We start from the raw sequence: 16432 nt of genomic DNA, 5'->3' as shown, positions 1-16432 counted from the left end.
GGGGCCTGGGCGGCTCGGGCTGCTGGGGATGTGGGCGGGGCTCGTCGCGATCGGCTGGGCCCTTGTGGGCTCCGGCATCGTCCTGTTCGAGCAGGCCGTCGACCTGGCCGACTTCACCAGCGTCGTCGGCGGAATCGTCAGCCTGGTCATCGGCGTGACGGTGCTGATCCCGGCCGTCATCTTCTTCTGCCTCGGCGTCGCGCGGGACCGGAAGGTCCGTTCGCTGCTCGCCGCCTGGGGCGCGCTGGACCGGGACCCGGAGCGCGACCGGCGGCTGCGGATGCCCGGGACGAGCCTCGCCTGGCTGCTCCTGTCCTTCGTCCTGGGCGCGGTGGGGCTCGCCCTCTGTGTGCTCGGACCCGCGAGCGCGCGGCCCGGCCGGGAGACGTACGGGCTGGTCGCCCTGGTGATGGGCGTCGGCATGGTCGCCTGGCTGACCGCGCTGACCGGCGCGGTCACGGCCCTGGCGCACCGCCGCTGGGTGGTGGGCGTCCTGATGGGACCCGCCCGGCGGGTCAGCCCAGCGGATGCCCGATCAGCATCGTCGGAGCCCCCGCCACCCGGGTCAGGAACACCGTCGCCGCGTGCGGACCGCTCAGCTTCATCCGGCGACGCAGCGCCTCCGGCTCGACCGCCGAGCCGCGCTTCTTGACGGTCAGTACGCCGACCTCCCGCTCCCGCAGCAGCGCCTTCAGCTTCTTCATGTTGAACGGCAGCCGGTCGGTGATCTCGTACCCGGAGACGTACGGGGAGGAGTAGCGCGTGTCGCTCGTGACGTACGCGATCGTCTCGTCCACCAGCCGCCCGCCGCACCGCTCGACGATGTCGGCGACCAGATGCGCCCGGATCACCGCGCCGTCCGGCTCGTACAGATAGCGCCCGACCGGGCCCACGGGCGGGGCGGGCAGGGGGGCCGGGGCGGTCAGGGTCGCCCCGGAGGGCAGCAGGGTGGCCCGGAACGCGCCGGGCGCGAAGCCCTCCCCGTACCAGAGCACCGCCTCCTTCACATCGCCGCCGTCCGAGATCCACTCGGCCTCCGCCTCCGGGCCGATCGCCTCGTGCGGCACGCCCGGGGCGATCTTCAGCGCCGCCCTCGGGGCCTTCAGCGCGGCGGCCGCCGCCCAGGACAGCGGCGGTGAGTACGCCTCCGGATCGAAGATGCGGCCGCGTCCGCCGCGCCGGGCCGGGTCCACGAACACCGCGTCGTACGGGGCGGTGTCGATCTCCGTGACATCGGCGCACCGCACCTCGATCAGCCCCGCCAGGCCGAGCGCCTCCGCGTTGGCGCGGGCCACCTCGGCGGTCAACGGGTCGCGGTCCACGGCCAGGACGGAGATCCCGGCGCGGGCCAGGGCGAGGGCGTCGCCGCCGATGCCGCAGCACAGGTCGGCCACGCTCCGCACGCCGAGCCCGGCGAACCGGGCGGCGCGGTGGGCGGCGACCGAGGTGCGGGTGGCCTGCTCGACCCCGTTGGGCGTGAAGTACATCCGGTAGGCGTCCTCGGCCCCGAACTTGGCCACCGCCCGCTGCCGCAGCCGGGCCTGGCCCAGGGCCGCCGACACCAGCGACGCCGGGTACGTGCGGCGCAGCCGGGTCGCGGCGGCCAGCTCGTCGGCGGGGTCGTGGTCGCGCAGCCCGGCCAGCAGCTGCTCGCCCTCGGGGGTGCGCAGCGCCGCGAAGGCGGCGCGGGCGGGGTCGTCGTCCGGGGCGGAGGGGGTCGTTGCGTTCACCCGGTCCATTGTGGCCGCTGCGCCGGGTGTCGCCGCCCGCGCCGCTGGAGGTCGCTGTGGGCCGGCCGGGGGACGGCGCCGGTCCGCTCGCGGTGTCGGGGCGGGGGGCGGGCCGACGGCTGGCAGGATGCGGCGCCATGCAGCTAGTACGACAAAACGGTAAATCAGTCATGAAGCGTCACAGGTCGGGCGTCGTCGTGCTGGCGGCCCTGCTGGCCGCCGCCGTCGCCTCCGGGTGCGCGGCGGAGACGGGCGGCGGTGGCACGGGAGCTCCCGGCGGACCCGCGAAGCCCGCCGCCGGCCGGCCGGGCGAGGCCGCTCCGAAGGCCGGGCCCGCCCGTGCCCTGGACACCTACGCCGAGGCGCTCAGGAAGAAGCAGGCGGCGCGGGCCGTCGCCGCGAAGAAGTGGGGCCTGGCCAAGACTCCGCTCGCGGCTCCCGAGCCGCCGAAGGTGAAGCCGCGCATCACCACCCGCAAGGGCTTCGAGGTCCGGGACGACGCCGGGCTGCCGCCCGTCTTCACCACCGTTCCGACCAAGGAGAAGATCGTCTTCCTGACGATGGACGACGGGGCGGAGAAGGACCCCGAGCTGCTGCGGATGATGACCGAGCTGTCCATCCCGTACAGCGCGTTCCTCAGTGACTACGTCACCAACGACGACTACGGCTACTTCAAGAAGATGCAGCAGCGCGGGGTGACGATCAGCAACCACACGCTCAACCACCGCTATCTGCCCGGCCTCTCCGCCGGCGAGCAGAAGCGGGAGATCTGCGGCCAGCAGGAGAAGATCCTCAAGCACTACGGGAAGCGGCCCACCCTCTTCCGCCCGCCCTACGGCAACTACAACCGCGACACCCTCGTCGTCGCCAAGTCCTGCGGGATCACCGCCGTGCCCCTGTGGTCCTCCGAGGCCTTCCCCGACCACATGGAATGGCGCGAGTGGGACCGGGACCTGCACCCCGGCGACATCGTCCTCACCCACTTCCGGGGCGAGGAGGACTGGAAGGGCTCGATGCCCGACATGATCCGCCAGGTCATGAAGACCATCACCGACAAGGGGTACGCGGTGGCGAAACTGGAGGACTACGTCTGACCCGCACCCTTCCCCGCACCCGCCCCGCGCATGCGCGCTCAGCCCCCGCTGCGCGCGCATTCGTCGCTGTCACCCCCGCTGCGGCAGGGCGGGGAGTTCCAGGTCGGAGCGGGTTCCGGAGGATTCCGGGAGCTTTCTTCGACGACGGACGCCAGGACCACTACGCCCAGCGCCACCGCGACGACCGCCTGCGTCCCGCCGGCCCAGTGCCACCCGCCGCGCAGGAGTGCCACGGCGAGGCAGGCGACCACGAGAGCGAGGAGGCCGAAGGCGATGGCCGGGGTCCAGTCAGTGCCCGGGTCCGCGGGCGGAGGCGCGGACACCTTGCCCGTCGGCATGTCCTGCGACCGTGACCGCGCCAGCCCTCGCACCACCAGCCACAGCGCCAGCAGGGCTCCGGCGGCAGCCTCCGCGACCACCAGCAGCAGGCCCATCAGGGGATCAGCGCAGCCACCCGGAGCCGGCGACCGCGAAGCGGCTCTTCCGGCCGGTCTTCCCGGCAGGGGGCTCTCGGGGCGCGTCATCTCCGTACCGTCGTACGGAACGCGACGCTCCACCCCCACGTTGTCCGGAAGGTGACCCGACAGAGCCCCGATCGAGACGGCGCGAGGGTGGTGAATTGGCACTCCGCTTGACCGAGTGCTAACCGCGGTCATAGTCTCAGGTCTGGCACTCCCCCCTGGAGAGTGCCAGCACCACACTGTGCGACAGGACAGGTCCGGCACCCGCGACGACGGATCGGTCTGGTCGCCGCCCACAGACTGTTAAACCCCGTGAGATCTCCGAAGGGGGAGACCGGATCGTGTCGACCACCAGCTCCAAGGTTGCGATCAAGCCGCTCGAGGACCGCATTGTGGTCCAGCCGCTCGACGCCGAGCAGACCACGGCTTCCGGCCTGGTCATTCCGGACACCGCGAAGGAGAAGCCCCAGGAGGGCGTCGTCCTCGCGGTGGGCCCGGGCCGCTTCGAGAACGGCGAGCGGCTTCCGCTCGACGTCAAGACCGGCGACGTCGTCCTGTACAGCAAGTACGGCGGCACCGAGGTGAAGTACAACGGCGAGGAGTACCTCGTCCTCTCGGCCCGCGACGTTCTCGCGATCGTCGAGAAGTAATTCACCCACGTTTGCCTGTGTTCTGCGCCCCTGGTCCCCTGCGAAATAACTAGCCGGGCGGCGAGGGGCGCAGTTCATTTTGAGAGGGAACACAGCCCATGGCGAAGATTCTTAAGTTCGACGAGGACGCCCGTCGCGCCCTTGAGCGCGGCGTCAACAAGCTTGCCGACACGGTCAAGGTGACGATCGGCCCCAAGGGCCGCAACGTCGTCATCGACAAGAAGTTCGGCGCTCCGACCATCACCAACGACGGTGTCACCATCGCGCGTGAGGTCGAGCTCGACGACCCGTACGAGAACCTCGGCGCCCAGCTCGTCAAGGAGGTGGCGACCAAGACCAACGACGTAGCGGGTGACGGCACCACCACCGCGACCGTGCTGGCCCAGGCGCTCGTCCGCGAGGGCCTGCGCAACGTCGCCGCCGGCGCCTCCCCGGCCGCCCTGAAGAAGGGCATCGACGCTGCGGTCAAGGCCGTGTCCGAGGAGCTCCTCGCGACCGCCCGCCCGATCGACGACAAGTCCGACATCGCCGCCGTGGCCGCGCTCTCCGCGCAGGACACCCAGGTCGGCGACCTCATCGCGGACGCGATGGACAAGGTCGGCAAGGACGGTGTCATCACCGTCGAGGAGTCCAACACCTTCGGTCTGGACCTGGAGTTCACCGAGGGCATGGCCTTCGACAAGGGCTACCTGTCCCCGTACATGGTGTCCGACCAGGAGCGTATGGAGGCCGTCCTCGACGACCCGTACATCCTGATCCACCAGGGCAAGATCGGCTCCATCCAGGAGCTGCTGCCGCTCCTGGAGAAGGTCATCCAGGCCGGCGCCTCCAAGCCGCTCCTGATCATCGCCGAGGACGTCGAGGGCGAGGCGCTCTCCACCCTTGTCGTCAACAAGATCCGTGGCACCTTCAACGCCGTCGCGGTGAAGGCCCCGGGCTTCGGCGACCGCCGCAAGGCCATGCTCGGTGACATCGCCACCCTCACCGGTGCGACCGTCATCGCCGAGGAGGTCGGCCTCAAGCTCGACGGCGCCGGTCTCGACGTGCTGGGCACCGCCCGCCGCGTCACCGTCTCCAAGGACGACACGACCATCGTCGACGGCGGGGGCAACTCCGACGACGTCAAGGGCCGCGTCAACCAGATCAAGGCCGAGATCGAGTCCACGGACTCCGACTGGGACCGCGAGAAGCTCCAGGAGCGCCTCGCGAAGCTGGCCGGCGGCGTGTGCGTCATCCGTGTCGGCGCCGCCACCGAGGTGGAGCTCAAGGAGAAGAAGCACCGCCTCGAGGACGCCATCTCGGCGACCCGCGCCGCCGTCGAGGAGGGCATCGTCTCCGGCGGTGGCTCCGCCCTCGTCCACGCGGTGAAGGTCCTGGAGGGCAACCTCGGCAAGACCGGCGACGAGGCCACCGGTGTCGCGGTCGTCCGCCGCGCCGCCGTCGAGCCGCTGCGCTGGATCGCCGAGAACGCCGGCCTGGAGGGTTACGTCATCACCTCCAAGGTCTCCGAGCTCGACAAGGGCCAGGGCTTCAACGCCGCCACCGGCGAGTACGGCGACCTGGTCAAGGCCGGCGTCATCGACCCGGTCAAGGTCACCCGCTCCGCCCTGGAGAACGCCGCGTCCATCGCGTCGCTGCTGCTCACGACCGAGACCCTGGTCGTCGAGAAGCCGGCCGAGGACGAGGGCGACGCCGGTCACGGCGGCCACGGCCACTCCCACTAGTACGGCCCGCACCGCTCGGTACGCCGTTCGGTAGGCCTGAGGCCCGGCACCCCTTGGGTTCTAACGGTCCTCGCAACACCCACGATCTGTGGGAGTTGCGAGGACCGTGGTCGTTGAGCGGGTTGATCTTGCGGGGTTGAAGGAGCAGAGGGCCCATCCACTGCTACTGCCCGCCCAGCGGGCTGCCACATCCGGGCATGGTCCGAGCAGGTCCCCTCTGCGGTGAACCCCTCAGCCGGAGGCGGTCGCCGCGGACCGCGACGGGCCCAGCAACCGTCGCGCCCGGTGTGAGCCGGGCGCGTACCGATCGACGGCGGCGCACCCCGCACCACGCACCCCGCACCGCCTACTACCGCGCACGCCCCGCGCACCACGCCCCGTGCACCGCTTACCGCCTACTGCGGACCGTACTTGCGCCCCGTCCGCGACGTGACCCCGCCGAGCAGCCCCCGCGGGGCGACCTTCACCAGCCCCATCAGCGCCTTGTAGCGCGGGTCCGGGATCGACACCGTCTTCCCCCGGGCCAGATCCGTCAGCGCGGACGCCACCAGCTTGTCCGCGTCGAGCCACATCCAGCCGGGGATGCTGTCCGTGCCCATCCCGGCCCGCTCGTGGAACTCCGTCCGCACGAACCCCGGGCACAGCACCATCAGCCGCACCCCCGACCCGGCCAGATCCCGCGCCGCGCCCTGCGTGAACTGCACGACCCACGCCTTGGACGCCCCGTACGTACCGCGCGGCACGAACGCCGCGACCGACGCCACGTTGACGACCCCGCCCCGGCCCCGCTCCCGCATCCCGGTGACGGCGGCCGAGGTCAGCCGCAGCACCGCCTCGCAGTGCACCTTCAGCATCGTCAGCTCGTCGGCCATGGACACCTCCAGGAAGCGTCCCTTGTTGCCGAACCCGGCGTTGTTGACCAGCAAGTCGACCGGGTGCGTGCGGTCCGCGAGCCGCTTCTCCACCGCTTCGAGCCCGCCCTCCGTGGACAGGTCGGCGCTCAGCACCTCGGCCTCGATGCCGTGCCGGTCGTGCAGTTCGGTGGCCTGCTCGCGCAGCCGCGCGGTGTCCCGCGCCACCAGCACCAGGTTGTGCCCCTGGGCCGCGAGCCGCCGCGCGAACGCGGCCCCGATGCCCGCCGTCGCGCCCGTGATCAGTGCAGTCGTCATACGCGGCACGTTAGTGCCCCTCATGACCGGGCGGCGTACCCGCCCGCCGCGTCTAAGGCGCGGCAGGGGCGAAGGACAGGATGCGGGCCTCGCGCACGGGCTTCCGGTTCTCGTCGCCGCTCACGATCGTCGACGTGAGGACGAGCCGCCCGCCGACGTAGGCCGTGTGCCCCATGGACATCTCGTACTCCCACGGCGCGGTCGCCACCGGGTGCCTGACGACGTTCGTCTCCGTTCCGGCGCCGCGCGGGCCCATGAGGAACGTCCGGCCGGGGCTGCGTGAGCCGGCCGCCTCGTAGATGAGCATCGACGTGCCGTCCTCCGCGCGCAGCGGGTACAGCCTGCGCAGTTCGTCGGACTTGATGCCCCACAGGAACGTGCCGGTCTTCACGTCGTACGCGCCGACCTGTTGCGAGCCGCCCAGCATGATGAGGCCCTTGTCGACCCCGGCGCCCCGACAGGGCTGGATGTCCCCGCCGGACCCGTCTCCGCCGCACTCCTGAAAACCCTTGCCCCGGGCGTCGAAGGTGACGCGGTGCTTGCCTCCGGGGTCCAGGACCGTGATCCGCCAGTCGGTCGCGCTGTCCTCGTTGTTGTAGGAGGTGAAGACGACCGGGTCCATGGAGATCAGACTGCCGAAGCTCCAGCCGGTCTTCAGACGGTAGCGCCACAGGACCTTGCCGGTACGCGGGTCGAGCTCGCGCACGTGGCCGTAGTTCTTGCTCCGGTCGATGGCGATCATGCAGTTGGAGGTCACCAGGAGCCGGGCGGCGCCGCCCGCCACGTCGTCGGGGACGCACTTGTTCCTGTTCTCCCGGGGGATCTCGTAGAGCTTGCTCCCGTCGCCCATCCGGTAGGTGATGGCCTGCATGTTCCGTGCGACGGACAGGACGTCGCCGCTGATGGCGCTGTGGACGATGAACGTGTTGTCCCGGTCACCGGGCTCGTCGAGCTCCTTGTGCCAGCCCTGCTTCCCGGTCTTCAGATCGATCATCCGCATCCGGTTGCACTGGTTGCCCCGCTCGTTGTCCGGCCGCTCGTGGTGGAAGACCACGACCTTGCCGTCGGGCGTCGGGTTGGCCGGTGTCTCGCAGACGGAGGAGGGCAGGTCGACGTTCCAGACCTCGGCGCCGTCCGAGAGCCGGTAGGCCGTGACCTTCCGGTGCAGGGCCTGGACGGCGGTGTCACCGACGATCCACAGGTCGTGGACCTTGTTGATCTGCTGGGGGATGTCGGTCCTGTCGTCGACGATCCACGCCGCCGACTCGCCCGGCTTCCGGGCGGCGGCGACCTCCTTCGTCGTCGGGATGTGGCTCAGCTCCGGGCCGCCTGCCGCGGGGGTACCGGACGGGGGCGCCGATCCGGAGGGGCTGGGCGACTCCTTCGCCACGGGCTTCGCGGGCTCGTCCCGCCACTGGTCGGAGAGCGCGTACACCCCGCCCGCCACGACCACGAGCACCAGAGCGACGACCGCGGCGACGACCGGCCCCCGGCCGAAGCGGCGGCGGCCCGGCGGCGGCTCGGACGGTGACCCGAAGCCCGGTCCGGGCGGCGGCCCGTAGCCCGGCCCCGGCTGCGGCCCGCCCTGCGGATCGCCGCCCTCCGAGGCGTACGGGTTGCCGGGAACGGGCTGCTGCGGCGGGCCCGGGGAGTACCAGGGCTGCTGCGGGTCGGGCATGGTCTTCCCCCTGAGACGCCACTCGGCTCGAAGACTTCTCCTCGGGCACAGGTCACTGGTGGTGGACGCGCCGCACTCCGATCCAGTTCCCGTCGCAACGCCCCCGGGTCGCGCGGCGGATGAGGCCTCGTCATCGGACCGGGCCGCCGCTTCCCCGTCGGTGGACGGCCGGTCCTCCGCGTGCGGGACCGGCCGCCCGGCCCTCAGCCCTGCTGGGCGGCGTACTCCCGCGCCTTGCGCAGCGCCTCCGGGTGCAACGCCTCCCCGGCGGCCAGCAGCGCGGGCAGCAGGGTGCGTTCGGTCGTCACCGCCCGGAACTGCAGGGCGGCGGTGACCTCGTGGTCCGGCCGGTGCACGATCTCGATGGGGTCCCCGGCGCGGACGGCGCCCGGTTCGATCACCCGCAGATACGCGCCGGTGGCGCCCTGCTGGGTGAACCGCCGGACCCACCCCCGCTCCCCGAGGTGGTGGGCGAAGGTCCGGCACGGGATGCGGCCCGAGGTCACCTCCAGCACCAGGTCCGGGCCCACCCGCCAGCGCTCGCCGATCCGCGCGCCGCTGACGTCGAGGCCGAGGGTCGTGAAGTTCTCACCGAACATGCCGTTGGCCAGCTTCCGGCCGCCCAGCTCCCGCTCCCAGGCGTCCAGCTCCTCCCGGGCGAAGGCGTACACCGCCTGGTCGCTGCCGCCGTGATGGCGCAGGTCGCACACCGCGTCCCCGGCCAGCCCGCTGCCACCGCGACCCTTGGGCCCGGGGTCGAGAACCTCGACCGGGCCCTCGACCGGTCGCTTGTCGATCGCGGTGACGCCACCCGGGCCGTCGGTCTGCGCGGAGGGGCGAGGTTGCCCGATGTTCACGGTCAGCAGCTTCATGGGGTCACGCTAGCCGCCCATGATCCCAAAGGGCGCCCTCGTTAATTCGCCCAGCCCCCAAGAATTCCTTATGCTGGCTGGGTGATCGAAGCTCGCCACCTCCGTGTCCTGCGCGCCGTGTCCACCACCGGCTCGTTCTCCGCCGCAGCCCGCGAACTCGGCTGCACCCAGCCCGCCGTCAGCCAGCAGATGAAGGCCCTGGAATCCTCCACGGGCACCACACTGCTGATCCGCACCGGACGCGAGATGCGTCTCACCCAGGCGGGCGAGGCGCTGGTACGGCACGCCTCCGGCATCCTCGCTGGGCTGACCGCCGCCGAGGAGGAGGTCGCCGCCATCGCCGGACTGCGCGCCGGCCGGGTCCGGCTGGTCTCCTTTCCCAGCGGCAGCTCCACCCTGGTCCCGGGGGCGCTGGCAGCCCTGCGCGCCGAACACCCCGGCACCCGCGTGTCGCTCGTCGAGGCCGAGCCGCCGCGCTCGGTGGACCTGCTGCGCGAGGGCGACTGCGACATCGCGCTGGCGTTCCGGTACGGGAACACGGGCGGCGAATGGGAGGACCTGGTGGTCCGGCCGCTGCTCACCGACCGGCTGATCGGCCTGGTCCCGGAGGGCCACCGGCTGGCGGACGCGTCGAGCGTGTCCATCGGCGAGCTGGCCGACGAGTCGTGGATCGCGGGCTGTCCGCGCTGCCGCCGGCAGCTGGTCGAGGTCTGCGAGGAGTCCGGCTTCACCCCGCGCATCGACTTCGCCACGGACGACTACCCGGCGGTGATGGGGCTCGTCGGGGCCGGCCTCGGGGTGGCGGTGCTGCCGGAGCTGGCCGTCGAGTCGGTACGCCCCAAGGGGGCCAGGGCCGTGCCGGTCGAACCCGCGATCGAGCGGGAGATCGTCGCGCTGACCCTGCCGGACCTGGCCCGGGTCCCGGCGGTGGCGGCCACCCTGGACCAGCTGTCGCGCACGGCCGCCCGCTGAGACCGTGTCGCGCACGGTCGCCCGCTGAGGCCGCGCGGGTCCGCGGGGGCGCGGCGCGCGCCGGTCCCGAGGTCCACGGGCGGCGAGGGTCCGGCCCCGCTGCGGCCGGTCGCGCGCCGGATGACCGAAGGTGTCGCAGAAACGTTTCTGCGTTCGGTTGCGGCGTACGGGTGTCAGGTGGCGCCGGGACCTGGTCCCGCAGCGGGCGCCGCGGTGATCAGCCGGGTCCTGGCCCGGCCCATCAGCTCTTCGCGCTCGTCCTCCGTCAGGCCGCCCCACACTCCGTAGGGCTCTCGCACGGCCAGGGCGTGGGCCGCGCACTCGGCGCGTACAGGGCAGCGCATGCAGACCTCCTTGGCGGAGGTCTCGCGGGCACTCCGGGCCGCGCCGCGCTCACCCTCGGGGTGGAAGAACAGGGAGCTGTCCACGCCTCGGCAGGCGGCGAGCAGCTGCCAGTCCCACAGGTCGGCGTTGGGTCCGGGAAGGCGGGAGAAATCTGCCATTGCTTGTCCCCTCGGAGCTGTGCTGCGTCGGAAGCGGCATCCTCGACCGTCTGTGATCGACGGCCTCTGACGCTCGGACCGTCGGTGATCGGTGTGACCGAAGTCTCGACCGTACATCTGCGGTGCTAGTAGATGTAAATATGACTGATTGCGAATCTAGCCACAGACACCCTCAAAAGGGAAGAAATGGTGCCGAATAGGGCATGCCAACGAGTGAAGATTCGGTTGACGGGTGAATCACCCGCGCCGTTCTCCTCCGTATGCAACCCCTCACGTAGAGTGCCGAACCCGGCCGTCCGACCCGTAACTCTTTCGAGTGACCGTCGTTAAGGGAACGGATGCGGTTGACGGATATCCGGCTCGGGCACATGTCCGAGGGGGTCAACCGCACAGGTGACGACTTGTATCAGCCTGGAGGCTCAAGGTGACGCGCATCAGCTGCGGAGGACGGTCATGACATCCGTCCTCGTCTGCGACGACTCCCCGCTTGCCCGAGAAGCGCTCCGTCGTGCGGTGGCCACCGTGCCCGGCGTCGAGCGCGTGACGACGGCGGCCAACGGCGAGGAAGTCCTCCGCCGCTGGGGTGCCGATCGTTCGGATCTGATTCTGATGGACGTACGCATGCCCGGTCTGGGAGGTGTGGAGACCGTCCGGCGACTGCTCTCCGCCGACCCCGGGGCCCGGATCATCATGCTGACCGTCGCCGAGGACCTGGACGGCGTCGCGCTCGCGGTCGCCGCCGGGGCCCGCGGGTATCTGCACAAGGACGCCTCGCGCGCCGAGCTGCGGGCCACCGTCACCCAGGCGCTGGCCGATCCGACGTGGCGGCTCGCTCCGCGCCGGCTGCGGTCCGCCGAGATGGGGGCGGCCCCCACGCTCACCGCACGGGAGATCCAGGTCCTCGAGGGCATGAGCCACGGCCGCTCCAACGCGGAGATCGGCCGTGAGCTGTTTCTCTCCGAGGACACGGTCAAGACCCATGCCCGGCGCCTGTTCAAGAAGCTCGGGGCCTCGGACCGCGCCCATGCGGTGGCCCTCGGATTCCGCTGGGGCCTGGTCCGCTGACGCCCGGCCCGGGCCGCGCCCCGTCCGCAGACCGGCGGACGGGGTCACGGAGCGGGCCATCGGCTCCCTGCCCCCGTATCCGGATGCCCGCTCAGCGGCGCCATGTGACGCTTCCCGGCCGATGACGCATCCTTGAGTCGTGGAGTTCCTCAGGAACGATTCGGTCGAGCGGAAGGGGAGGGCGCAGGACATGACATCCGGCGCACCCGCTCATAACGCTTCGGTGCACAACTCGGGACGCGGTGGAGCGGACCGGGCGGCCTCAGGGCACCATGGTCCGATGCGCGACGACGAGACCACGGCGATCGGTGCCCTCGTGCACCGGGCCGTCGACGGTGACGCGCAGGCCACCCATGATCTGCTGGCCCATGTACACCCCCTCGCCCTGCGCTACTGCCGCTCCCGGCTGAACCGCCTTCCCGGTGATGCTCGCCACTTCGTGGAGGACCTGGCGCAGGAGGTCTGCGTCGCGGTGCTGATGGCGCTGCCGCGCTACAAGGACACCGGCAGGCCCTTCGAGGCCTTCGTCTTCGCGATCGCCGGGCACAAGGTCGCCGACCTCCAGCGCGCCGCGATGCGCCACCCGGGGTCGACCGCCGTCCCCTCCGACGAGATGCCGGAGCGGCCCGACGACTCCCTCGGCCCGGAGGAGCGCGCCCTGCTCAGCAGCGACGCCGCCTGGGCCAAGAAGCTCCTCGCCAACCTCCCGGACAATCAGCGCGAGCTGCTGGTCCTGCGCGTCGCGGTCGGGCTGACCGCGGAGGAGACCGGCCAGATGCTCGGGATGTCCCCGGGCGCGGTCCGGGTCGCCCAGCACCGGGCACTCAGTCGGCTCCGGGCGCTCGCCGAGCAGTAGACACCCTCGCCGGCCCCCGCCGGAGGCGCTGTAGAAAGCTACAGATCAGCCAAGTGATCTTGATCGTGGAATGAGACGCCCGTGGAGCCCGTTAGCATGGACATCCGCACCGATCAAGGCCATTTGGGGAAGGTGTCATGACTGCAAACGTCGACGGAGTGCCCGAGAAGTTCGCGACGCTCGGGCTGACCTACGACGACGTGCTGCTGTTGCCCGGCGCGTCCGAGGTCCTGCCCAACGCGGTCGACACCTCGTCGCTCATCTCGCGCAACGTACGGGTGAACATCCCCCTGCTGTCGGCCGCCATGGACAAGGTGACCGAGGCACGGATGGCCATCGCCATGGCCCGTCAGGGCGGCGTCGGCGTGCTGCACCGCAATCTCTCGGTCGAGGACCAGGTCAACCAGGTCGACCTGGTCAAGCGCTCCGAGTCGGGCATGGTCACCGACCCGATCACCGTGCACCCCGACGCCACGCTCGGCGAGGCGGACGCCCTCTGCGCGAAGTTCCGCATCAGCGGGGTGCCGGTCACCGACCCGGCGGGCAAGCTCCTCGGCATCGTCACCAACCGCGACATGGCCTTCGAGTCGGACCGGTCGCGCCAGGTGCGCGAGGTCATGACGCCGATGCCGCTCGTCACCGGGCGGGTCGGGATCTCCGGCGTGGAGGCCATGGAGCTGCTGCGCCGCCACAAGATCGAGAAGCTGCCGCTGGTCGACGAGGCGGGCATCCTCAAGGGCCTCATCACGGTCAAGGACTTCAAGAAGGCCGAGCAGTACCCGAACGCCGCCAAGGACGCCGAAGGCCGTCTGCTGGTCGGCGCGGCCGTCGGCGCCAGCCCCGAGGCGCTGGACCGCGCGCAGGCCCTCGCCTCCGCCGGGGTCGACTTCCTGATCGTCGACACCTCGCACGGACACAACAGCAACGCCCTCGACTGGATGGCGAAGATCAAGTCGAGCGTCGGCGTCGACGTCATCGGCGGCAACGTCGCCACCCGCGACGGCGCGCAGGCCCTGATCGACGCCGGAGTCGACGGCGTGAAGGTCGGCGTCGGCCCGGGCTCGATCTGTACCACCCGCGTGGTCGCCGGCATCGGCGTCCCGCAGGTCACCGCGATCTACGAGGCCGCGCTCGCCGCCCGTGCCGCGGGCGTCCCGGTGATCGGCGACGGCGGCCTCCAGTACAGCGGCGACATCGGCAAGGCACTGGCCGCCGGCGCGGACAGCGTGATGCTGGGCAGCCTCCTCGCGGGCTGCGAGGAGTCCCCGGGCGAGCTGATGTTCATCAACGGCAAGCAGTTCAAGTCGTACCGCGGCATGGGCTCGCTGGGCGCCATGCAGTCCCGCGGACAGGGCCGGTCCTACTCCAAGGACCGCTACTTCCAGGCCGAGGTGTCCTCGGACGACAAGCTCGTCCCCGAGGGCATCGAGGGCCAGGTGCCCTACCGCGGCCCGCTGGCCAACGTCCTCCACCAGCTCGTCGGCGGCCTCCGCCAGACCATGGGCTACGTCGGCGCCGCGTCCGTCGACCAGATGGAGAGCAAGGGCCGGTTCGTCCGGATCACGTCGGCGGGTCTCAAGGAGAGCCACCCGCACGACATCCAGATGACGGTGGAAGCACCGAACTACAGCCGTAAGTAACGTAGGAAGTAACGCATCACCGCAGGTGAGGGGCGGACCGGAGTTCCCGGTACCGCCCCTCAGGCACGTGTCGGGGATACTGGTCAGCGCAGACGTAGAGGGAAAGGCCACACATCGTGACTGAGATCGAGATCGGGCGCGGCAAGCGCGGCCGCCGGGCTTACGCATTCGACGACATCGCTGTCGTTCCGAGCCGTCGCACCCGGGACCCGAAGGAGGTCTCGATCGCCTGGCAGATCGATGCCTACCGCTTCGAGCTGCCGTTCCTGGCCGCTCCCATGGACTCCGTGGTCTCCCCGCAGCACGCCATCCGGATCGGTGAGCTCGGCGGTCTGGGCGTGCTGAACCTGGAAGGCCTGTGGACCCGGCACGCCGACCCGCAGCCGCTGCTCGACGAGATCGCCGAGATGCCGGTCGAGTCCGCGACCCGCCGGCTCCAGGAGATCTACTCCGCCCCCATCCAGGAGGAGCTGATCGGGCAGCGCATCAAGGAGGTGCGCGACTCCGGCGTCGTCACCGCCGCCGCGCTCTCCCCGCAGCGCACCGCCCAGTTCTCCAAGGCGGTCGTCGACGCGGGCGTCGACATCTTCGTCATCCGCGGTACGACGGTCTCCGCCGAGCACGTCTCGGGCGCGGCCGAGCCGCTGAACCTGAAGCAGTTCATCTACGAGCTGGACGTCCCGGTCATCGTCGGCGGCTGCGCCACGTACACCGCCGCCCTGCACCTGATGCGGACCGGTGCCGCCGGTGTCCTCGTCGGCTTCGGCGGCGGCGCCGCGCACACCACGCGCAACGTCTTCGGCATCCAGGTCCCGATGGCCACGGCCGTCGCGGACGTCGCCGGCGCCCGCCGCGACTACATGGACGAGTCCGGCGGCCGTTACGTGCACGTCATCGCCGACGGCGGCGTCGGCTGGTCCGGCGACCTGCCGAAGGCCATCGCCTGCGGTGCGGACGCCGTGATGATGGGCTCCCCGCTGGCCCGCGCGACGGACGCGCCCGGCCGCGGCCGCCACTGGGGCATGGAGGCGGTCCACGAGGACGTGCCGCGCGGCAAGCTGGTCGACCTCGGCCCGGTCGGGACGACGGAGGAGGTCCTCACCGGTCCTTCGCACACCCCGGACGGTTCGATGAACATCTTCGGCGCCCTGCGCCGCGCGATGGCCACCACCGGCTACAGCGACCTGAAGGAGTTCCAGCGCGTCGAGGTGACGGTGGCGGACTCGCAGCACCGCCGCTGACCTCCCGTACGTACGCGGAAGGGCCCGGACCGTCTCGGCGGTCCGGGCCCTTCCGTATGCATCCCGCGGGGTGCTTTCAGCCGGCCTTCTTGGCGCCACCGACGGCGGCGGCCGCGCCGAGGGCGAGGAAGAGGTAGGTCATGAAGTCGGCCTCCTGCGACCAGGCCTCCGTCACGGTGCCGAAGTGGTCGCCGATGACCTCCGAGAAGGGGATCTGCGCCAGGTCGGAGAGGACCATCGAGATGCCGACGAGCTGCCCGAGGTAGACGGCGCCGATCGAGAAGACGGCCGCGGCGCCGATGATCGCCGGGTTGGAGCCGCCGACCTTGCTCGACGCGAAGCCCACCAGGAAGCCGACGCCGACCGCCGCGTAGCCGACCTCGCGCTCGATCGAGCCCGCGATCACGCCGTACAGGATGCCCGCGACGACGGCCGCGCCCAGGGCGACCAGCACGCCGAGCATGATGTTGTTGTTGCGGGCCGGGGGCGCCGGGGCGAAGGGCGCGCCGCCGCCGAACGGGGCGCTCTGGCCGGGCTGCTGACCGGCGAACGGGTTGCCGGTCGGGGCCGGGGGCTGCTGGCCGTAGGGGTTGCCGGTCGGGGCGGCGGGGGCGGACTGGCCGTACGGGTTGCCTGTCGGGGCGGCGGGGGTGGGCTGGCCCGGCTGGCCGGCGTACGGGTTGCCGTCGACGGGCTGACCGCCGTAGGGCTGCTGGGGCTGGTTCGGCGGCTGCACGGGCTGACTCACGGTGGGGCTCCCCCTGGGATGGCTACGCA

General features: G+C 71.4%; 15 protein-coding genes. 8 read left to right on the top strand and 7 right to left on the bottom strand.

The window, feature by feature from the left end; genetic code table 11:
- Positions 1-515: 515 nt before the first annotated feature.
- Positions 516-1739 (bottom strand): THUMP-like domain-containing protein, encoded by a 1224-nt coding sequence (locus N7925_RS13100; RefSeq protein WP_274343956.1) that lies wholly within the window; start codon positions 1737-1739, stop codon positions 516-518.
- Positions 1740-1900: 161 nt separating this feature from the next.
- On the opposite strand from N7925_RS13100, the gene N7925_RS13095 reads away from it, so the two are divergent.
- Positions 1901-2824 (top strand): polysaccharide deacetylase family protein, encoded by a 924-nt coding sequence (locus N7925_RS13095; protein ID WP_274343955.1) that lies wholly within the window; start codon positions 1901-1903, stop codon positions 2822-2824.
- Positions 2825-2862: 38 nt separating this feature from the next.
- On the opposite strand, the gene N7925_RS13090 is transcribed toward N7925_RS13095, so the two are convergent.
- On the bottom strand, positions 2863-3258 hold the full coding sequence (locus tag N7925_RS13090) for a DUF6234 family protein (protein WP_274343954.1): 396 nt from the start codon (positions 3256-3258) through the stop codon (positions 2863-2865).
- Positions 3259-3626: 368 nt separating this feature from the next.
- On the opposite strand from N7925_RS13090, the gene groES reads away from it, so the two are divergent.
- Positions 3627-3935, top strand: a complete 309-nt coding sequence (gene groES, locus N7925_RS13085; RefSeq protein ID WP_003966899.1) for a co-chaperone GroES — start codon at positions 3627-3629, stop codon at positions 3933-3935.
- Positions 3936-4033: 98 nt separating this feature from the next.
- On the top strand, positions 4034-5659 hold the full coding sequence (gene groL, locus N7925_RS13080) for a chaperonin GroEL (protein WP_265599829.1): 1626 nt from the start codon (positions 4034-4036) through the stop codon (positions 5657-5659).
- 395 nt (positions 5660-6054) lie between these two features.
- Here groL and N7925_RS13075 read toward each other — a convergent pair whose 3' ends face one another.
- From N7925_RS13075 to N7925_RS13065, 3 genes are all read right to left on the bottom strand, one after another.
- Positions 6055-6828: an SDR family NAD(P)-dependent oxidoreductase gene (locus N7925_RS13075; protein ID WP_265599828.1), complete on the bottom strand. Its 774-nt coding sequence runs from the start codon at positions 6826-6828 to the stop codon at positions 6055-6057.
- Between the two features lie 52 nt (positions 6829-6880).
- The gene (locus N7925_RS13070) at positions 6881-8506 is read right to left on the bottom strand and encodes an outer membrane protein assembly factor BamB family protein (RefSeq protein ID WP_274343953.1); all 1626 of its coding nucleotides are present in this window, start codon (positions 8504-8506) and stop codon (positions 6881-6883) included.
- A 203-nt stretch (positions 8507-8709) separates the two neighbouring features.
- Positions 8710-9378: an MOSC domain-containing protein gene (locus N7925_RS13065; protein WP_274343952.1), complete on the bottom strand. Its 669-nt coding sequence runs from the start codon at positions 9376-9378 to the stop codon at positions 8710-8712.
- Between the two features lie 81 nt (positions 9379-9459).
- On the opposite strand from N7925_RS13065, the gene N7925_RS13060 reads away from it, so the two are divergent.
- Positions 9460-10350, top strand: a complete 891-nt coding sequence (locus N7925_RS13060; RefSeq protein WP_274343951.1) for a LysR family transcriptional regulator — start codon at positions 9460-9462, stop codon at positions 10348-10350.
- Positions 10351-10523: 173 nt separating this feature from the next.
- Here the strand turns inward: N7925_RS13060 and N7925_RS13055 are convergent, their stop codons facing one another.
- Positions 10524-10853, bottom strand: a complete 330-nt coding sequence (locus N7925_RS13055; protein WP_073800659.1) for a WhiB family transcriptional regulator — start codon at positions 10851-10853, stop codon at positions 10524-10526.
- Positions 10854-11306: 453 nt separating this feature from the next.
- On the opposite strand from N7925_RS13055, the gene N7925_RS13050 reads away from it, so the two are divergent.
- The 4 genes from N7925_RS13050 (at position 11307) to N7925_RS13035 (ending at position 15655) form a co-directional block, all read left to right on the top strand.
- Positions 11307-11918 (top strand): response regulator transcription factor, encoded by a 612-nt coding sequence (locus N7925_RS13050; protein WP_003948568.1) that lies wholly within the window; start codon positions 11307-11309, stop codon positions 11916-11918.
- A gap of 280 nt (positions 11919-12198) precedes the next feature.
- Positions 12199-12774 carry a sigma-70 family RNA polymerase sigma factor gene (locus N7925_RS13045; RefSeq protein ID WP_265599824.1) on the top strand — a complete coding sequence of 192 codons (576 nt, stop codon included), beginning with the start codon at positions 12199-12201 and terminating at the stop codon, positions 12772-12774.
- Positions 12775-12911: 137 nt separating this feature from the next.
- The gene (gene guaB, locus N7925_RS13040; RefSeq protein ID WP_097870357.1) at positions 12912-14414 is read left to right on the top strand and encodes an IMP dehydrogenase; all 1503 of its coding nucleotides are present in this window, start codon (positions 12912-12914) and stop codon (positions 14412-14414) included.
- 116 nt (positions 14415-14530) lie between these two features.
- Positions 14531-15655, top strand: a complete 1125-nt coding sequence (locus N7925_RS13035) for a GuaB3 family IMP dehydrogenase-related protein (protein WP_137232429.1) — start codon at positions 14531-14533, stop codon at positions 15653-15655.
- 76 nt (positions 15656-15731) lie between these two features.
- Here N7925_RS13035 and N7925_RS13030 read toward each other — a convergent pair whose 3' ends face one another.
- Complete coding sequence (locus tag N7925_RS13030; RefSeq protein WP_274343950.1) at positions 15732-16403, bottom strand: hypothetical protein; 672 nt, start codon at positions 16401-16403, stop codon at positions 15732-15734.
- Positions 16404-16432 lie beyond the last annotated feature (29 nt).

It is taken from the genome of Streptomyces sp. CA-278952 (assembly GCF_028747205.1).
In the GTDB taxonomy this organism is placed as follows: domain Bacteria; phylum Actinomycetota; class Actinomycetes; order Streptomycetales; family Streptomycetaceae; genus Streptomyces.
This window is presented reverse-complemented; position numbering and strand designations above follow the sequence as displayed.